This is a genomic window from Alteromonas lipotrueae (genome assembly GCF_019249215.1).
Lineage (GTDB): Bacteria > Pseudomonadota > Gammaproteobacteria > Enterobacterales > Alteromonadaceae > Alteromonas > Alteromonas lipotrueae.
In genome coordinates this window covers 244,217-261,862 of record NZ_JAESDI010000001.1, presented here as the reverse complement: position 1 = coordinate 261,862, position 17,646 = coordinate 244,217, and the positions used below count along the sequence as shown (strand labels likewise).

At 44.6% G+C, this 17,646-nt stretch carries 17 protein-coding genes; 15 read left to right on the top strand and 2 right to left on the bottom strand.

Going from position 1 to position 17,646, the window contains the following annotated elements; all coding sequences use genetic code 11:
• Nucleotides 1-18: 18 nt before the first annotated feature.
• From flhF to JKP82_RS01070, 15 genes are all read left to right on the top strand, one after another.
• Nucleotides 19-1,410 carry a flagellar biosynthesis GTPase FlhF gene (gene flhF, locus JKP82_RS01140; protein ID WP_218395503.1) on the top strand — a complete coding sequence of 464 codons (1,392 nt, stop codon included), beginning with the start codon at nt 19-21 and terminating at the stop codon, nt 1,408-1,410.
• Nucleotides 1,407-2,273: a MinD/ParA family protein gene (locus tag JKP82_RS01135; protein ID WP_159529387.1), complete on the top strand. Its 867-nt coding sequence runs from the start codon at nt 1,407-1,409 to the stop codon at nt 2,271-2,273. Before flhF ends, JKP82_RS01135 begins: the two co-directional genes overlap by 4 nt.
• Complete coding sequence (locus JKP82_RS01130) at nt 2,270-3,001, top strand: RNA polymerase sigma factor FliA (RefSeq protein ID WP_013785089.1); 732 nt, start codon at nt 2,270-2,272, stop codon at nt 2,999-3,001. The genes JKP82_RS01135 and JKP82_RS01130 overlap by 4 nt, the downstream gene beginning before the upstream one ends.
• A 36-nt stretch (nt 3,002-3,037) precedes the next feature.
• The gene (cheY, locus tag JKP82_RS01125) at nt 3,038-3,421 is read left to right on the top strand and encodes a chemotaxis response regulator CheY (protein ID WP_013785088.1); all 384 of its coding nucleotides are present in this window, start codon (nt 3,038-3,040) and stop codon (nt 3,419-3,421) included.
• 34 nt (nt 3,422-3,455) lie between these two features.
• Nucleotides 3,456-4,220 carry a protein phosphatase CheZ gene (locus JKP82_RS01120; RefSeq protein WP_159529389.1) on the top strand — a complete coding sequence of 255 codons (765 nt, stop codon included), beginning with the start codon at nt 3,456-3,458 and terminating at the stop codon, nt 4,218-4,220.
• A gap of 12 nt (nt 4,221-4,232) precedes the next feature.
• Entirely contained in the window at nt 4,233-6,452 is a 2,220-nt protein-coding gene (locus tag JKP82_RS01115; RefSeq protein ID WP_159529391.1) for a chemotaxis protein CheA, read from the top strand.
• A 30-nt stretch (nt 6,453-6,482) separates the two neighbouring features.
• Nucleotides 6,483-7,613, top strand: coding sequence for a protein-glutamate methylesterase/protein-glutamine glutaminase (locus JKP82_RS01110; RefSeq protein WP_159529393.1), 1,131 nt, complete (start codon nt 6,483-6,485; stop codon nt 7,611-7,613).
• 71 nt (nt 7,614-7,684) lie between these two features.
• A complete protein-coding gene (locus JKP82_RS01105; protein WP_057793285.1) occupies nt 7,685-8,449 on the top strand; it encodes a ParA family protein in 765 nt (254 codons plus the stop codon).
• A 6-nt stretch (nt 8,450-8,455) separates the two neighbouring features.
• Complete coding sequence (locus JKP82_RS01100; RefSeq protein ID WP_159529395.1) at nt 8,456-9,307, top strand: chemotaxis protein CheW; 852 nt, start codon at nt 8,456-8,458, stop codon at nt 9,305-9,307.
• The gene (locus JKP82_RS01095; protein ID WP_013785082.1) at nt 9,282-9,773 is read left to right on the top strand and encodes a chemotaxis protein CheW; all 492 of its coding nucleotides are present in this window, start codon (nt 9,282-9,284) and stop codon (nt 9,771-9,773) included. The genes JKP82_RS01100 and JKP82_RS01095 overlap by 26 nt, the downstream gene beginning before the upstream one ends.
• A gap of 89 nt (nt 9,774-9,862) precedes the next feature.
• Complete coding sequence (locus JKP82_RS01090) at nt 9,863-10,303, top strand: DUF2802 domain-containing protein (protein WP_159529396.1); 441 nt, start codon at nt 9,863-9,865, stop codon at nt 10,301-10,303.
• Between the two features lie 100 nt (nt 10,304-10,403).
• Nucleotides 10,404-11,342 carry a homoserine O-acetyltransferase MetA gene (gene metA, locus JKP82_RS01085; RefSeq protein ID WP_159529398.1) on the top strand — a complete coding sequence of 313 codons (939 nt, stop codon included), beginning with the start codon at nt 10,404-10,406 and terminating at the stop codon, nt 11,340-11,342.
• A 3-nt stretch (nt 11,343-11,345) separates the two neighbouring features.
• A complete protein-coding gene (locus JKP82_RS01080; protein WP_159529400.1) occupies nt 11,346-12,413 on the top strand; it encodes a homocysteine S-methyltransferase family protein in 1,068 nt (355 codons plus the stop codon).
• A gap of 8 nt (nt 12,414-12,421) precedes the next feature.
• Nucleotides 12,422-15,046, top strand: a complete 2,625-nt coding sequence (metH, locus tag JKP82_RS01075; protein ID WP_218395500.1) for a methionine synthase — start codon at nt 12,422-12,424, stop codon at nt 15,044-15,046.
• Nucleotides 15,039-15,635, top strand: a complete 597-nt coding sequence (locus tag JKP82_RS01070; protein ID WP_159529404.1) for a DUF938 domain-containing protein — start codon at nt 15,039-15,041, stop codon at nt 15,633-15,635. Before metH ends, JKP82_RS01070 begins: the two co-directional genes overlap by 8 nt.
• Nucleotides 15,636-15,660: 25 nt before the next feature.
• Here the strand turns inward: JKP82_RS01070 and JKP82_RS01065 are convergent, their stop codons facing one another.
• Nucleotides 15,661-16,551: a LysR family transcriptional regulator gene (locus tag JKP82_RS01065; protein ID WP_159529406.1), complete on the bottom strand. Its 891-nt coding sequence runs from the start codon at nt 16,549-16,551 to the stop codon at nt 15,661-15,663.
• Nucleotides 16,552-16,658: 107 nt separating this feature from the next.
• Nucleotides 16,659-17,603, bottom strand: coding sequence for a hydrogen peroxide-inducible genes activator (locus tag JKP82_RS01060; protein WP_159529408.1), 945 nt, complete (start codon nt 17,601-17,603; stop codon nt 16,659-16,661).
• Nucleotides 17,604-17,646: the final 43 nt, after the last annotated feature.

Genomic DNA, 17,646 nt, shown 5'->3' with positions numbered 1-17,646 from the left:
GTGATTGGAGAGTTTTCAATGAAAATCAGACGTTTCTTTGGCAAAGATATGCGAGAAGCTTTAAGCCAAGTTAAAGCGGAATTGGGTAGCGATGCCGTTATCATGTCGAACCGAAAGCTTGCTGACGGTATCGAGCTGGTAGCCGCTTACGATAAAGAGCCAGAAGCCAAACTGTCGATTAAAAAGCCTGCACCTAGAGCACCAGGTCAAGCGAAAGCGGCTGTACCTAGTCTTAGTGAAATCATCGGTGATGATGGTCCAGATAGCTTAAAAGCACTGTTGGAAAAACAACATGGTGGCAGCATTCAAAGCTCATCTTCAGCACCTAGTGCCAACGCTCAGCATGCCAATCAAATTGCCTCGCACTTAGACTTTTCAGAAGCCTTTATCGACGATGTAGAAGCAAATCAAAACACCTCTGAATTCCCTAGCCATCAGGCATCTAGCCTGAATGAAAGTATTGATAAAAGCAGAGCTCCTCAGTCTGACGAATTGTCTCAGATTAAAGAAGAGTTGGCGTCACTACGAAATGTACTTCAATACCAAGTGGCCGATTTGATGGAAGCAAAAAGTCGTCGTCAGCAACCTGTACATCACTATTTGATTCAGCGTCTAACCGATATGGGACTGAGTCAATCACTGGCAGAGCAACTAATTAGTTACACGCCGTCGCATTACAACGAGCGTGACGCTTGGGTTTATCTTTTAAACCTATTGGCTAATCGCATTAATGTGACAGGTAACGATATACTTACGCAAAAGGGCGCAGTTGCGTTAGTGGGTCCTACCGGAACAGGTAAAACCACCACAGTCGCTAAATTAGCTGCTCGCTATGCACAGAAATATGGTGCTGACTCCGTTGCCATGATTACGATAGATACCTATCGTATTGCAGCGTTTGAGCAATTAGCCACATATGGAAAAATTATTGGCTGCACAGTGCGTAAAGCACAAAGTAGTGAAGAATTATCAGATTTATTGTTTCAATTACGCCATAAGAGACTAGTGTTAATTGATACGGCAGGCTTTAGTCAGCGAGATAGTCGATTAATTAAACAGATAAATCAATTTGATAACGGTCAAATGCAGCCAGTGAAAAAATACCTAGTAGCGCAAGCGAATACCCAATATGCTGCGTTACAACGTATTATAGATGCGTACGAAGGGGTGGAACTTAGCGGTTGTATCTTTACAAAGCTTGATGAGTGCTACTCTCTAGGCGAAGTGCTTAGCGCAGCGGTGGAGTACCAGTTACCTGTCAGTTATGTAACAGATGGACAGAAAGTTCCTGAAGACATTAAGATTGCAGAAGCAAAATCTTTAGTATCTGCTGCTGCAAAGCTTTATAAAAAGTACGGTTTGAATCATACTACTAGTAACAATGTGGTTAAAACAGCACGAGCAGTATGATTGATGATCAAGCGAGTAGCTTACGAAAAATGAAGCAATCACGATTAATCAAAGTTATCGCCGTCACCGGAGGTAAAGGTGGCGTTGGTAAAACAAATATTACGCTAAACACGGCTATTGCTATGGCAAAGCAGGGAAAGCGGGTAATGGTATTGGATGCAGACTTAGGTCTGGCCAATGTGGATGTAATGCTAGGATTGCGAGTAGAGAAAAACCTCTCCCACGTATTATCTGGTGAGTGTACCTTGGACGATGTTCTCGTTACGGGCCCTCACGGTATAAAAATAGCACCAGCCACATCAGGTTCTCAATCAATGGCAGAGCTATCACCAACGCAGCATGCAGGGCTTATTAGAGCTTTCAGCGAATTGCGTTCGCCCATTGATGTGCTTATCGTCGATACCGCAGCAGGTATCTCCGATATGGTGCTAAGTTTCTCCAAAGCCTCTCAAGATATTATGGTGGTAGTGTGCGATGAGCCTACTTCACTCACCGATGCCTATGCGTTAATTAAAATTCTTAACAGAGAGCACGGTGTCTTTCGCTTCAAAGTGGTCGCCAATATGGTCCGCGATGTTAGAGAAGGGCAGGAACTCTTCAGCAAACTATCGAAAGTAACAGGGCGATTTTTGGATGTTGCGCTAGAATTGGTGGCAACGGTTCCTTTTGACGAGAACATACGACGAGCGGTACGTAAGCAAACGTCAATTGTAGATGCTTATCCAAGTTCTCCTGCGGCAGTGGCGATTAGCCAGCTAGCAGCCAAAGCAGCATCTTGGCCTATTCCTGCGCAACCAGGAGGTCACTTAGAGTTTTTTATTGAACAACTAATAGCAGATAAAGCAGTAGGAAGTCAGCGTTGAATAGCAAAGCAGCCGCTTATCAACAGCAAACGGACAAGTCACAGTTAGTTGAGCGTCACGCTTCGCTGGTGAAGCGAATAGCACACCACTTAATGGCGAGACTGCCAGCCAGTGTACTTGTCGACGATTTAATCCAATCCGGTATGATTGGACTGCTAGAAGCTGCACGAAATTTTGACGGTTCCAAAGGCGCAAGCTTCGAAACCTTTGCGGGTATACGTATTCGTGGCGCGATGCTTGATGAAATCAGAAAAGGTGATTGGACACCTCGTTCCGTGCACAAAAACGGACGAGCCATTACCGAAGCAATCTCTCAAGTTGAAGGTGAAACTGGTCGTGACGCGCGAGATGTTGATATTGCAGCTAAAATGAATGTAAGCATGCAAGATTATCATCAAATGCTTAACGAAGTGAATGCCGGTAAATTGGTGGGGATCGAAGATTTAGGGGTTTCTGAAGATGTTATTTCTACAGAAAAAAACCGAGGTAGCGACGCGCCGTTAGAAGATTTGATGCAAGGGGCTTTCCAAAAAGCGCTAGCACATGCTATTACTACATTACCCGAACGGGAAGCGATTGTACTTTCTTTATACTATGATGAAGAACTGAACCTTAGAGAAATTGGCGAAGTTCTTGATGTTAGTGAATCGCGAGTGAGCCAAATTCATAGTCAGGCCATGTTAAAACTCAAATCACGAATGAAATCGTGGCAAGTTGACGAAGAATAGAAATTAATAACAATTAACCCCTCATTGGAGGCTATTTTGGATAAAAGTATGAAAATTCTCGTGGTTGACGATTTTTCTACCATGAGACGTATCATAAAGAACCTGCTAAAAGATTTGGGTTTTGCCAATATCCAGGAAGCGGACGACGGTAACACCGCGCTACCTATGCTACAACAAGGTGATTTTGACTTTGTTGTAACAGATTGGAATATGCCAGGTATGCAAGGTATCGATTTATTACGCGCTATACGTGCAGATGATAAGTTGAAACACCTACCGGTTCTTATGGTGACAGCAGAAGCGAAGAAAGAACAAATCGTTGCCGCAGCGCAAGCTGGTGTGAATGGTTATGTTGTTAAACCTTTCACTGCCGCTACGTTGAAAGAAAAATTAGATAAAATCTTCGAACGTTTAGGTTGATCCAGACGCTCACCAGAGAAATGAGGTTTACTGGATGTCGACAAATGAAAGTGTCTCTATAACGCTCGAAGAAGCCAAAAAATTGGTAGCGTATCTTGAAGAGGGCGATAACGCATCAGCGAACGCTGTCTTAGAAGCTGTTTCGATGAAAGAGTCCATTGAGCTCTTTGCTGAAGTTGGTAAATTAACGCGTCAACTTCATGACTCGTTAAATAACTTCCAAATCGATGAACGTATTAAAAATTTAACCGTTGATGACATTCCTGATGCGCAAACGCGACTCATGTACGTTATCGAAGAAACGGAAAAAGCTGCCAATACCACCATGGATGCAGTTGAAGAGAGTATGCCAATTGCTGAAGTGCTCTCTACCCGCATCGAGAAAATCATGCCGGAGTGGAAAAAACTGATGAATCGTCAACTTGAGTTGGGTGAATTCAAAGTTTTATGTGCAGATTTAGACGAATTGCTAGAAGACGGATCGAAACAATCGGCTAAGCTTACATCATTGCTTACCGAAGTGTTAATGGCACAAGGTTACCAAGATCTTACCGGTCAAGTTATTCGCAGAGTGATTGAACTCGTAAAAGAAGTGGAAGATAGCTTAGTTAATATGCTTACGATGTTCGGTGAACCCGAACAGGCGGAACTAGGCAAGCCATCTGAAGCGAAAGTCGAAAAAGTTAACAAGATCGATAGTGTCGAAGCCGAAGGTCCAATTATTGATGCAGACCAACGCGATGATGTTGTATCTGGCCAAGATGACGTAGATGATCTTTTGTCTAGCTTAGGTTTTTAGGGGAGCGGGCGCATGGCGTTTGATGTTGACGAGGATATATTACAGGACTTTCTAGTTGAAGCTGGGGAGATCCTTGAACAATTACAAGAACAGCTCGTTGATCTGGAAAATAATCCTGAAGATGCAGATTTACTTAATGCTATCTTTCGTGGTTACCATACCGTAAAAGGTGGCGCCGGCTTTTTGTCGCTTACCGAATTAGTTGAAATTTGCCACGGTGCAGAAAACGTTTTCGATGTAATGCGAAACGGACAACGTACTCTTACGCCTGAATTAATGGACACCATTCTTCAGGCCACCGATGTAGTCGTAGAGATGTTTGAGCGTGTTAAAGCGCAAGAACCCCTAGTGCCTGCAGACGCAAAACTTGTTGATTTGCTACATAAGTTAAGCACCCCAGAAACCCCAGACGAAAATATCTTTGGTGACAGCAGTGACGCGGGTGAAACTCCTGTTGCCGAGGAAGAGTTCGCGTTGGAAGAAGCGCCCGTATCTGAAGGGCCTGCTGATAGTGGCGATGGCGGCATTGACGAAATTTCTGAAGATGAATTTGAAGCCTTGCTTGATGAACTTCATGGTTCGAGTGCGCCGGGCAAACCTGCGCCTAAGGCAGAACCAAAAGCGGCTGCACCGGCAGCCGGTGGTTCAGGTGATGATATTACCGACGATGAATTTGAAGCACTGTTAGACGAACTCCACGGCAAAGGTAAATTCAAAGAAGAAGAACCAGCGCCTGCGGCTGCACCGAAAGCGGCAGCACCTAGTGGTGAAGAAATTACCGATGATGAGTTTGAAGCACTACTTGACCAATTACATGGCTCAGGGCAAGGGCCTACGGCTCAAGGGACTGAGCCTGAAGCAAATACACCGCCTGTAGATAAAAAAGCGACGGAAGCGATTCAGAAGGCTAAAGCAGAACAATCTGCCGCTAGTACGCCTGCTAAATCAACGCCTGCCGGGAAAGCACCCGCACCTAGTCCAGCAGCTAAGAAGACGGCAGAGCCGGCTAAACCCGCTGCTAAAAAAGACGATAAAAAAGCAACGCCTGCTCCTCCTCAAGCAGAAACCACAGTACGTGTTGATACCAAACGCCTAGACCAAATTATGAATATGGTTGGCGAGTTAGTATTAGTACGAAATCGTTTGCTGAGTTTAGGAATAACCAATGCCGACGAAAGTATGTCGAAGGCAATTGCTAACCTAGATGTGGTAACGGGCGATTTGCAGGGTGCGGTTATGAAAACCCGTATGCAGCCAATTAAAAAAGTGTTTGGCCGCTTCCCTCGCGTTGTTCGAGACTTAGCACGTACTTTGAAAAAAGAAATCACCTTAGAATTAGAAGGTGAAGAGACAGATTTAGATAAAAATCTGGTAGAAGCACTTGCCGACCCACTGGTTCACTTAGTGAGAAATTCGGTAGATCACGGTATTGAAATGCCAGATGATCGTGTGGCTACAGGTAAAACTCGAATGGGAACCGTGAGACTATCGGCTTCTCAAGAGGGTGACCATATCCTACTTACCATCGAAGATGACGGTAAGGGAATGGATGCAGAAAAACTAAAAGAGATTGCTATAAGCCGAGGTGTTTTAGACGCCGATGCGGCTGCGCGTATGTCTGATGTTGAAGCGTTCAACCTTATTTTTGCACCAGGGTTCTCAACCAAAACTGAGATAAGTGATATCTCGGGTCGTGGTGTAGGCATGGATGTGGTTAAAACAAAAATTAACCAGCTTAACGGTACTATTAATATTGATTCCCAGCTTGGAAAAGGTACTCGACTCGATATTAAAGTTCCACTAACGCTTGCGATATTACCTACCCTAATGATTGTGGTTGGCAAACAAACATTTGCGTTACCGTTAGGAGCGGTCAACGAAATTATCAATATGGACATCAAGAAAACCAATACGGTTGATGGCCAATTAACCATGATAGTTCGTTCTAAAGCGATACCACTGTTCTTCCTCGGAGAATGGTTGATCCGCGGACCTAAAAATATAAGCAAAGAAAAAGGTCACGTCGTCGTGGTTCAAATAGGCACCCAGCAAGTTGGATTTGTTGTTGATGCGCTAATAGGCCAAGAAGAAGTGGTTATAAAACCATTAGATGCCTTATTACAGGGAACGCCTGGTATGGCGGGAGCAACTATTACATCTGACGGTGGAATTGCACTCATCTTAGATGTCCCTAGCTTACTGAAGCGTTATGCTCGAAAGCCTTTAAAGTAATACGGCGTAACAGATAGGAAATTAACATCCATGGTCTTTAAAGTCCTGGTCGTGGACGATTCTACTTTTTATCGTCGTCGAGTTCGTGAAATTCTCGACGATGATAGAGAACTTGAAGTTATTGGTGAAGCTCGTAACGGGCAAGATGCTCTAGACAAAATAGATACACTGCTACCTGATGTAGTTACAATGGATGTGGAAATGCCGATAATGGATGGTATTTCGGCGGTAAAAGCCATTATGGAAAAACGGCCGGTGCCTATTTTGATGTTTTCGTCTCTTACGCACCATGGTGCGCAAGCAACGCTAGATGCGTTAGAAGCCGGTGCATTAGATTTTCTGCCAAAGAAATTCGAAGATATCGCCCAAGACCGTAAAGATGCAGCACGACTGCTCTGTACAAAAGTGAGATTGATTGCACGGCGTGGTGTCGGCATAAAACGCCCTGTATTAAAGCGTATTGAAAGTAGAAAGTTCCCTGATAACGCGCCAAAACAAGCGTTTTTCAAAAGTTCTAGTCTACTTAGCGGAAGGAAAGATGCCACGAGGCAGCCCACAGTTTCCTCGATTAAGGCTTCTGGTAAAAGGTATAAGTGTTTAGCAATTGGTGCATCTACGGGTGGTCCAGTGGCATTGCAGAAGATATTGGTATCACTGCCATCAGACTTTCCTTATCCAATTGTACTGGTACAACATATGCCCGGTACCTTTACTAACGCATTTGCACAGCGGCTTAATTCTCATTGCGACATTAGGGTTAAAGAAGCTGAACATGGCGACATATTAAAACCAGGGTGTGCTTATTTAGCCCCCGGTGGCAAACAAATGTTGATAGAGGGTTCCGGCTCTCATAAGAAAGTAGTAATTACCGACGCTAACCCGTCTGATAAAATCAATTATAAGCCGAGTGTTGATTTAACCTTCGGTTCGCTAGCCAAAGCTTATGGTGGCGATTTATTGGGTATTATTTTAACTGGCATGGGCGCTGATGGACGAGAAGGCTGCCGTTCGATGAAAGATAACGGCGCTACCATTTGGGCTCAAGATCAGGATTCATGTGTTGTTTATGGCATGCCTCAAGCGGTAGCTGCTGCAAACATATCGGTTAATAGTATAGATATAGATGACATGAGCAGCTGTATTCTAACCGAAATGAGATAGCTCAAATGCAGCGTTAGTGCTGTCTTTGAATGAACAACAACCCAAGTAAATATAAGCTGGGAATTAAAACGATGAAGGTGTGGACAGTTGCAAACCAGAAAGGCGGAGTTGGTAAAACAACAACGACAGTAACCTTAGGTGGTTTGTTAGCTCAGCGCGGGAAGCGAGTATTGATGGTTGATACCGATCCCCACGCCTCATTGAGTTATTATTTCGGCATAGATGCAGAGTTGCTGAGTCAATCTGTCTACGACATTTTTATTAAGTCTTCTGACATCACTGCCGATATGGTCATGGACTGTTTGTGTCCAACTAAGCTAGATAATTTGTACGTTTTGCCCGCTACCATGGCATTAGCCACATTAGACAGAACAATGGGAAGCGAACAAGGAATGGGCTTAGTGCTGAAAAAAGCGCTGGCCAAAGTAGAGAATGAATTTGATGTCGTCATTATTGATTGCCCGCCAGTACTTGGTGTACTTATGGTCAACGCATTGGCAGCATGTAACAAAGTGATAGTGCCGACACAAACAGAGTATTTGGCGCTGAAAGGCTTAGATAGAATGATACGCACCATGGAAATAATGGGGCGCTCTCTGCAAAAGTCTTTTGACACTGTAATTATTCCTACTATGTTCGACAAACGCACTAACGCAGCACTTGAATCAAGAAAGCGTTTAATGAGCGATTATGGAGAGCGGGTTTGGCAAGGTGTAATTCCCGTAGATACGCATTTTAGAGATGCGAGTTTAGTACAGTTGCCAATTTCCGCAGCATACCCGAAAACCCGAGGGGTAACGGCTTACAGCAAGTTACTTGAGGTTTTGGAGAAGTAAAGTTAGATGAGCAATCAAGGACCTTTTGCACGGGAAGACGTTGTAGAGGCTTATCTCGATAGCCTATTAAAAGAGCCAGATGATCCGGCAGACGTTACTGCGCGAACGGCAAAATTGCTTGAGCAGGCAGTGCAAACGTTAGCCGAAGAGGCAACGATTGATGAAGCACCTACCACTGAACAAATAGTGGTTGAAGAAGCCATCATAGAAGCAGTGTCATCTAGCACAGGCAAAGATGTCGAAGAAACTACGCAATACGAAAAAAGCGACTACAATGAAATAGATAATGAGACTGCAGAGTCAGTCAATGCCTCCTCAGAAGAGGGGCAATCAGAAGAAAAAGAATTGTTGGTCGACAGCCTTGAAAATAATTTTCAGGCATTATTTTTTGAAGTGGCAGGGCTAACGTTAGCGGTGCCATTAACCACCCTAGGTGGTATACATCAAATTGAAAAGATAGGCCCTTTATTTGGGAAACCAGATTGGTTTATGGGGGTGATGATACATCGCGAAGAAAAGCTTAGCGTTGTAGATTCTGCAAGGTGGGTCATGCCAGAAAAGTATGATGAGCGTCTCGCAGAGTCATTGAACTACCGATATCTTATTATGTTAGGGGATAGTTCGTGGGGATTGGCCAGCGAGAAACTGGTCAACACGGTCACCTTGGCAAAAGCTGACGTCAAATGGCGTGAGTCTACCGGTAAGCGTCCCTGGTTAGCAGGGATGGTTAAAGAGAAAATGTGCGCGTTAATTGACGTTAACGAATTAATATCTATGCTTAACAAAGGCTTAGGCAGTAACGACCAGACGCCGAGTATTGGGAGCCAGGTTCATGAGCGACGAAAGAACGAACAGTAATACCACCGATAGTAATGATGAAGTCCTTCAATGGGTGACATACCGCTTAGGTGAAGAAACATACGGTATTAACGTAATGCAAGTGCAAGAAGTATTACGTTACACTGAAATTGCACCTGTACCCGGCGCACCTGACTACGTACTAGGTATTATTAACCTACGTGGTAATGTTGTTACGGTCATTGATACACGTGCACGTTTTGGGTTACCACCAACAGAAATAACAGATAATACCCGTATTGTTATCATCGAATCTGATGAACAAGTCGTGGGTATACTTGTTGATAGCGTGGCTGAAGTGGTTTACCTTCGCTCGTCTGAAATTGATAGTGCGCCAAACGTGGGTACTGAAGAAAGTGCTAAGTTTATCCAAGGGGTAAGCAACCGAGACGGTGAGCTTCTCATCCTAGTTGATTTAAACAAACTCTTAAGTGACGAAGAGTGGGATGAACTAAGTTCAATTTAGTCAGCCTACACGTCTAAAGGGCAGGTAACTGGGTTATCTGCCTTTTTTATTTCCGGTTTATATAGGTACGAATTAAGGCATCTTCGCATATGGATCTGCAGTTTATTGCTCCAACAGTCAACGAACTACTATTGCTTGCACTTGTAATAGTGCTTGGTATTTTTGCGATATGGTTGACGTTAAAAGAGCGAAAAAACCATGCGGCGATAGTTGAACTTCAAGACCTTGTAACTCGTCGTACCGACGATATGGATACCCAGATTCGAAATTTTGGTCATCAACAAAACGAAGCGCAAACCAGAAGCTTAGTGGTTACTCGCCATCTGCAAGCCCTTCAAGCTAAGCAAGATGATTTCGAAAATCAGATCCGCGAACTAAAACTCCAAGACCCCTCTTTGAGGCTCTATCAGCGAGCGGCCGAGTTAGTAAAGCAAGGCGCAAGTATCGAAGAAGTGATGGAAGCCTGTGATATTCCCCGTGCCGAAGCAGAAATGTTGTTTATGGTACACAAACAATCCCCTTCCCAATAATACACTCAAACGCACGTTTAGACGTCTAGACGTAAAGATGTTGACATCTGTGTGGTAATTGCCACAATACAGTCATAGTAATTTATGACTGGAGCCTTCTATGCCAATTCGTATACCAGAACAACTGCCTGCGCAGAATGTGTTATTGGGCGAAAATATATTCACCATGGAGAGCAATAGGGCGGCGAATCAGGATATACGTCCTCTTAAAGTGGGTATCTTAAATTTGATGCCTAATAAAATTGAGACTGAAGTACAGCTGTTGAGATTACTTTCTAACACGCCACTTCAAATTGATGTGGACTTTATTCGTATCGATAATCAGGCGCCCAAAAATACACCTCAGTCTCACATGGATGCTTTCTACCACGACTTTTCGCAAGTGGCAGACAAAAAATACGATGGACTTATCGTGACTGGCGCACCTCTAGCTTTGCTAAAATACGAAGACGTAAAGTACTGGGATACCATGACCACCATTTTAGAATGGGCACAGCGTCACGTTAACTCAACGCTATATTTATGTTGGGCTGCACATGCTGCCATGTACCACTTCTATAACTTTACCCGCACGCTGCGCAAAGAAAAGTTTTCTGGCGTGTTTGAGCATAAAGTAAATGACCCTCATAATGAATTATTGCGTGGCTTCGACCCGGTATTCTATGCGCCTCATTCCCGGTATGGTCATATTGATACCACGAATTATAATAGTGTAGATGGGTTACATGTGGTGGCAGAGTCTGAAGAAGTAGGCGCTTATATTGTTGCTTCAGAAGATAAGCGCATGGTGTTTGTTACGGGCCATCCAGAATATGATGCTGATACCCTTGGAGATGAATATTTCAGGGATGTTAAAGCTGGGCAGTCACCCGCCATACCAAAAAATTATTTTTCGGATAACGATCCGACCAAGCCACCCATCGTCAGGTGGCGCTCCCACGGGAGTCTGTTCTTCACAAACTGGTTAAACTACTATGTTTACCAAACAACGCCGTATGACTTAAATCAGTTAGCTGAAAAATCACAGCCAAAGAGGTGACGCGTGAGTCAACATCCAGATTCTAGCGCGCAAGCAACACTGCTAAGCGCTGCTCAACAACGTATTCTTGTATTAGATGGTGCGATGGGTACCATGATCCAGCAGCATAAGCTGGAAGAGGAAGATTATCGCGGCACCCAGTTTGCCGATTGGCATTGTGATGTAAAAGGCAATAACGACCTTTTGGCCATCACACAGCCAGATATTATCTACCAAATTCATTGCGATTACTTTGAAGCTGGCGCTGATATCGTTGAGACCAACACTTTTAACGCCACCACAATAGCCATGGCGGATTACGACATGGAAGCGCAGTCCCGAGATATCAACATTGCTGCCGCCAAATTAGCCAGAAAAGCGGCTGATGAGTTCACAGCGAAAACCCCTGATAAACCAAGATTTGTTGCCGGTGTATTAGGTCCAACGAATCGTACTGCGTCTATCTCTCCTGATGTTAACGACCCAGGTAAGCGCAACGTGACGTTCGACGCCTTAGTAGAAGCTTACACAGAGTCTACCGAAGCGCTAATCGAAGGCGGCGTAGATTTGATTATGCTTGAAACCATTTTCGATACGCTAAATGCTAAAGCGGCAGCTTTCGCCGTGGAAACCGTGTTCGAAAAACTAGGTAAGTATTTGCCAGTGATGATTTCAGGCACCATTACCGATGCCTCAGGCAGAACGCTTTCGGGGCAAACCTCTGAAGCCTTTTATTATTCAATGCGCCACATTAGCCCGTTTTCGTTTGGCTTGAATTGCGCTTTGGGGCCTGACTTGTTACGCCAGTATGTCGAAGAAGTCTCAACTATTAGCGAGTGCCTTGTCTCTGCTCACCCCAATGCGGGTTTACCCAACGAGTTTGGCGAATATGACTTAGAAGCGCCTGAAATGGCCGAGCATATCAAAGAGTGGGCAGCGTCAGGTTTAGTGAATATTGTGGGCGGCTGCTGTGGCAGTACGCCAGAACATATTCGTGCTATTGCCGAGGCGGTAAGCAGCATAGCACCAAGAAAGGTCCCTAAGTTCGAACCCAAAATGCGTTTGTCTGGCCTTGAGCCGTTTGTACATTAGGAGGCAGCGTGAGCGCACAATTTTCTACATTTATTAATATTGGTGAACGTACTAACGTTACCGGTTCAGCACGTTTCAAACGCCTTATTCTAGAGGGTGATTATGAAACGGCTCTTGATGTTGCCCGCCAGCAAGTGGAAAGCGGCGCGCAAATTATCGATATCAATATGGACGAGGCCATGCTTGATTCCAAGCAGGCCATGGTCACCTTTTTAAACCTGATTGCTTCAGAGCCTGATATCAGTCGGGTTCCTATTATGATTGACTCATCAAAATGGGAAGTGATTGAAGCGGGGCTAAAATGCGTGCAAGGCAAGGCGATTGTAAACTCAATCAGCCTTAAAGAAGGCGAAGAAAGCTTTCTTGCCCAAGCACAAAAAATCAAACGTTATGGTGCTGCCACGGTAGTCATGGCATTTGATGAAACTGGGCAGGCCGATACGCAAGCTCGAAAAGTTGAGATTTGTCAGCGCAGTTATAAATTACTGACAGAATCTATCGGCTTTCCGCCAGAAGACATTATCTTTGACCCGAATATCTTTGCGGTAGCAACGGGTATAGAAGAGCACGATAACTACGCCGTAGACTTTATAGAAGCAACTCGAAAAATTCGCGAGCTTTGCCCTTATGCGCATATCTCGGGGGGGCTTTCTAATATATCGTTCTCGTTTAGAGGTAACAACCCTGTACGCGAAGCGATGCACTCGGTGTTTTTGTATCACGCCATTCGTGCTGGTATGGATATGGCTATTGTGAATGCGGGGCAGCTTGAAGTTTATGATGAAATACCAAAGGAGCTTCGCGAAGCGGTAGAAGATGTCATTCTTAACCGCCGTAGTGACTCTACTGAACGCTTGCTCGATATCGCCCCTAACTATCAAGGCGACGGCAAAGCAGCGGCAAAAGAAGATTTAAGCTGGCGAGAGCAAGACGTCAGTAAGCGTTTGGCCCATGCGCTTGTTAAAGGCATTACCGATTACATCATCGATGATACTGAAGAAGCCCGGTTACAAGCTGAGCGCCCGCTGCATGTAATTGAAGGGCCGTTGATGGACGGCATGAACATTGTTGGCGACTTGTTTGGTGAAGGCAAAATGTTCTTGCCTCAAGTTGTGAAATCGGCGCGGGTAATGAAAAAAGCCGTGGCTCATTTACAGCCTTACATTGAAGCCGAAAAATCCGATGGTACTAAGAGCAATGGCAAAATATTGCTTGCCACCGTGAAAGGTGACGTACACGACATTGGTAAAAACATTGTAGGCGTTGTGCTGCAATGTAATAACTTTGAAGTGATTGATCTTGGGGTGATGGTTCCCGCCGCCACTATCTTGCAAGTGGCAAAAGATGAAAACGTAGACATGATAGGCCTTTCTGGTCTTATTACGCCTTCACTTGATGAAATGGTGCATGTGGCAAAAGAGATGGAGCGCCAAGGCTTCGACTTACCGCTACTAATCGGCGGTGCAACCACATCTAAAGCACATACCGCGGTGAAAATTGAGCAAAATTACCATGCACCTGTAGTGTATGTTCCCAATGCGAGTCGCGCCGTTGGCGTATGCCAAAAGCTGCTCAACCGAGGTTCTCGGGATATTTACGCCGAAGAACTGGCAAAAGAATACGACAAAGTACGCGACCAGCATGCTCGTAAGAAGCCTCGAAGTAAGCCTGTGACCTTAGCGCAAGCGCGAGCTAATGCCTTCGCGCCAGATTTTACAGAAGCACCGGTAACCCCTAAAAAATTAGGCGTAACGCCAGTGGATGTAGATATCGCTACGCTGCGTCCGTATATCGACTGGACACCCTTCTTCCTAACTTGGTCTTTGGCTGGTAAATACCCACGAATTTTAGAAGATGAAGTGGTCGGGGAAGAAGCAAGATCTTTATTCGCCGATGCAAACGAGATGCTAGATAACATTATAGCTAACAATTCTTTAGCCGCTAAAGGGGTTATCGGCCTGTTTCATGCCAACCGCGTAGATGATGATATTGAAGTGTATACCGATGAGTCGCGCTCAGAAGTGCAAGGTGTAGCGCATCATCTTCGTCAACAAACGTTGAAAGATAAATTTGCTAACTATTGTTTGGCTGATTACGTTGCCGAGAAATCATCAGGCATCAACGACTATATTGGTGCCTTTGCCGTGACTGGCGGAATAGGCGAAGATGAACTTGCCGATAGTTTTATTAAGGCAGGTGATGACTACAACGGTATTATGGTGAAAGCCGTGGCTGATAGGTTAGCCGAAGCATTTGCCGAATACTTACACGAACAAGTGCGTAAAGTGTATTGGGGCTATGCCGAGAGTGAAAACTTAACCAATGACGATCTTATTCGTGAAAAGTACCAAGGTATTCGCCCTGCGCCAGGTTATGCCGCGTGCCCAGAGCATACCGAGAAGCAGCTTATCTGGGATTTATTATCAGCGGAACAACACACCGGCATGAAACTAACCGAAAGCTACGCCATGTGGCCAGGTGCGGCGGTGTCGGGTTGGTATTTCTCCCACCCTCAAAGTAAATACTTTGCCGTGGCTAAAATACAAAAAGACCAAGTGGAAGACTATGCCACGCGCAAAGGTTGGACACTGGAAGAAGCTGAGAAATGGTTGGGGCCTAATTTACATGACTGAGTCGTTCTCAAAGCCGTTTAGCCAAGCGTGCGAAAACAATAAAGCGCCAATTTTAGCTGTGCTTAATCGCACGTTTGCTAATTGTAAAGGCGTATTAGAAGTTGGCAGTGGGACAGGTCAGCACGCGGTATATTTCGCTGAAAACTTGCCGCATTTGCAATGGTACTGTAGCGACCAACCTGACTATCATGAAGGTATTATAGCCTGGTTAGAAGAAGCTTCGTTACTCAATGTCACAAAGCCCGTGGCGTTAACTATAGGTAAAGACAGCTTTCCATCGCTACCCATTCAAGGTATCTACAGTGCTAATACCGCCCACATTATGCAGCGTCATGAAGCTGAACTGTTGATGAAATCAGTAAGTGAATACTTACCTTCGGGTGGTGTTTTTTGTCAATATGGCCCCTTTACTATTGGCGGCGAATTCTCTTCTGAAAGTAACAGAGTATTTCATGAATCACTTATCGAACGTGGATATGGTGGCTATCGTGATATCAGCGAGCTGACAGCATGGAGTAATGATTTGGTGCTGCGTGAAATACATAAGATGCCTGCCAATAATTTATTGCTGGAATGGCATAAGCGGTAGTAACAAAATCGACGTAATGAATGTGTTATTTCAGACTGCTAGCTTTGGCTAAGGTTATAAATTCGTCAACAAACCCTATCGGGTCTACCTCTTTTCGGTGTCCTAAATACAAGGTTTTTTGTAAGCCCTTTTCACCTAAGGGCTTATACGTTAACACCGCACTTTCTTTCGCTTCATCAACCAACCATTTAGGTAGTGCGGTAACACCGCGCCCTGCGGCCACCATTTGCAAAATAATTTCAGTGGTTTCAATGGTTCTGTGTTGTTTTACGCTTGCGCCAGCTGGGGTAAGAAACCCAGCAAAAATATCTAAGCGATTGGTTTCCACCGGGTAGGTAATCAGCACTTCATTGGTCAATTGCTCTGGTTTAATGTAGGCGTATTCAGTCAAAGGGTGTTCATTGTGCATCACCAATACCTGCTCGTAATCTAATACGCCAGTGTAGCTTATTGCATCTAAATATAATGGGTCGGGCGTTAGCAATAAATCGATGTCGTAACCATGCAAGGCTTGTAAGCCTCCGAATGAAAAAGCACGTCTTACATCAACGTCTACATCAGGGAAGGCCTTTAAAAAAGGCGCAACGACTTTTAGCAACCATTCAAAGCAAGGGTGACATTCCATACCAATACGCAATATACCTTGCTTGCCTTCCGCCATGCGACGAAGCTGTGCTTCGATATGCTCGAATTGAGGAAGCACTCGCTGAGAAAGCCCAACCAGGCTTTTGCCAGCTTGGGTTAACACTAACGTTCGCCCTTCCTTTTGCCACAGTGGCAACGAAAAGCTTGCTTCAAGCTTTTTCATCGAATGACTAAGCGCTGACTGGGTAACGAACAACGACTTGGCGGCTTCTGTCATTGTGCCGTGTTTATGAATAGCGCTAATTATTTTAAGGTGCTGACGTTCAATCATAATTTATGAATTTTTCTCATGCATTGCCGTAAATATACCATTATTTTTAATCAATTTTGTCATGCTCGTGAGGTAGCTCGCGATAACATATAGGCATAGACAAGTGATTAATCGTTAATGACATCCACCGCAGTGGAAAGTCGGTTACCTATAATATCCCTTATCACAGAGGTAATTTCCCTAAAGGTTTTGCGACCGGGAGCGGTATTTCTCCATGCCAAGGAGTGCTGCCTTTCAATAGGCATGCCCTCTATTTCACAAACATGAAGTGCTTCAGGGTGATGCAACTCTGAATGAATATATAGCCCAGGCAAAAATGCTACGCCCATTCCCATTACTACCATTTGGCGCAGTGTATCTAGGCTTGTTCCTTCATAATCTCGTTGCAGGTTTGCGCCAATTTCATCGCAAATATGTTGCACTTGATGATGAAAGTGGTGTCTATCTTCTAGCGTGAGTACCTTTTCTCCAGCAATTTGCTCGGGGCGAACAAAGGCATTTCCGGCAAGCTTATGATCAGAAGGCACAACGAATTTAAGCGGTTCGTTAAACAGAGGCTCAGTTATAAGCTGCGAATATTCACTGGAAAGTGGTGAGATAATTAAGTCGTATTCACCGTGCAGCAATCCATGTTGTAGTGCCTGTGGTGCAGCTTCTCGCACGTAGAATCGAAGCCCTGGCTTGCGCTGATGCAATTCGGGTAAAATATGGGGCAACAAGTAAGGACCAAGCGTAGGGGGGATACCAAGGCGGAAGGTAACCACTTCACCTTCAGCCAGATCCCGTGCTATTTCATTGAAACGGTGATTAGCTTGAAGTACTTCTTCCGCCGCTTCGAGTAGCGCTTTGCCTTGAGGCGATAATAAGGTGCCAGTTCTTGAACGTTCAAATAAGACTAAATCCAAACTGCTTTCAAGGGCATTAATTTGACTCGTTAAAGTAGGCTGACTAATTCCTAGGCTTGTGGCAGCTTGACGAAAGCTTAAGTATTTAGCTACAGCAACAAAATAACGAATTTGGTTAATCGATGGAGTTTTACCGTTTAGTAACATGGTTATTACGTCGCCTAATTTTTATAATTCTTACGCTTGATAG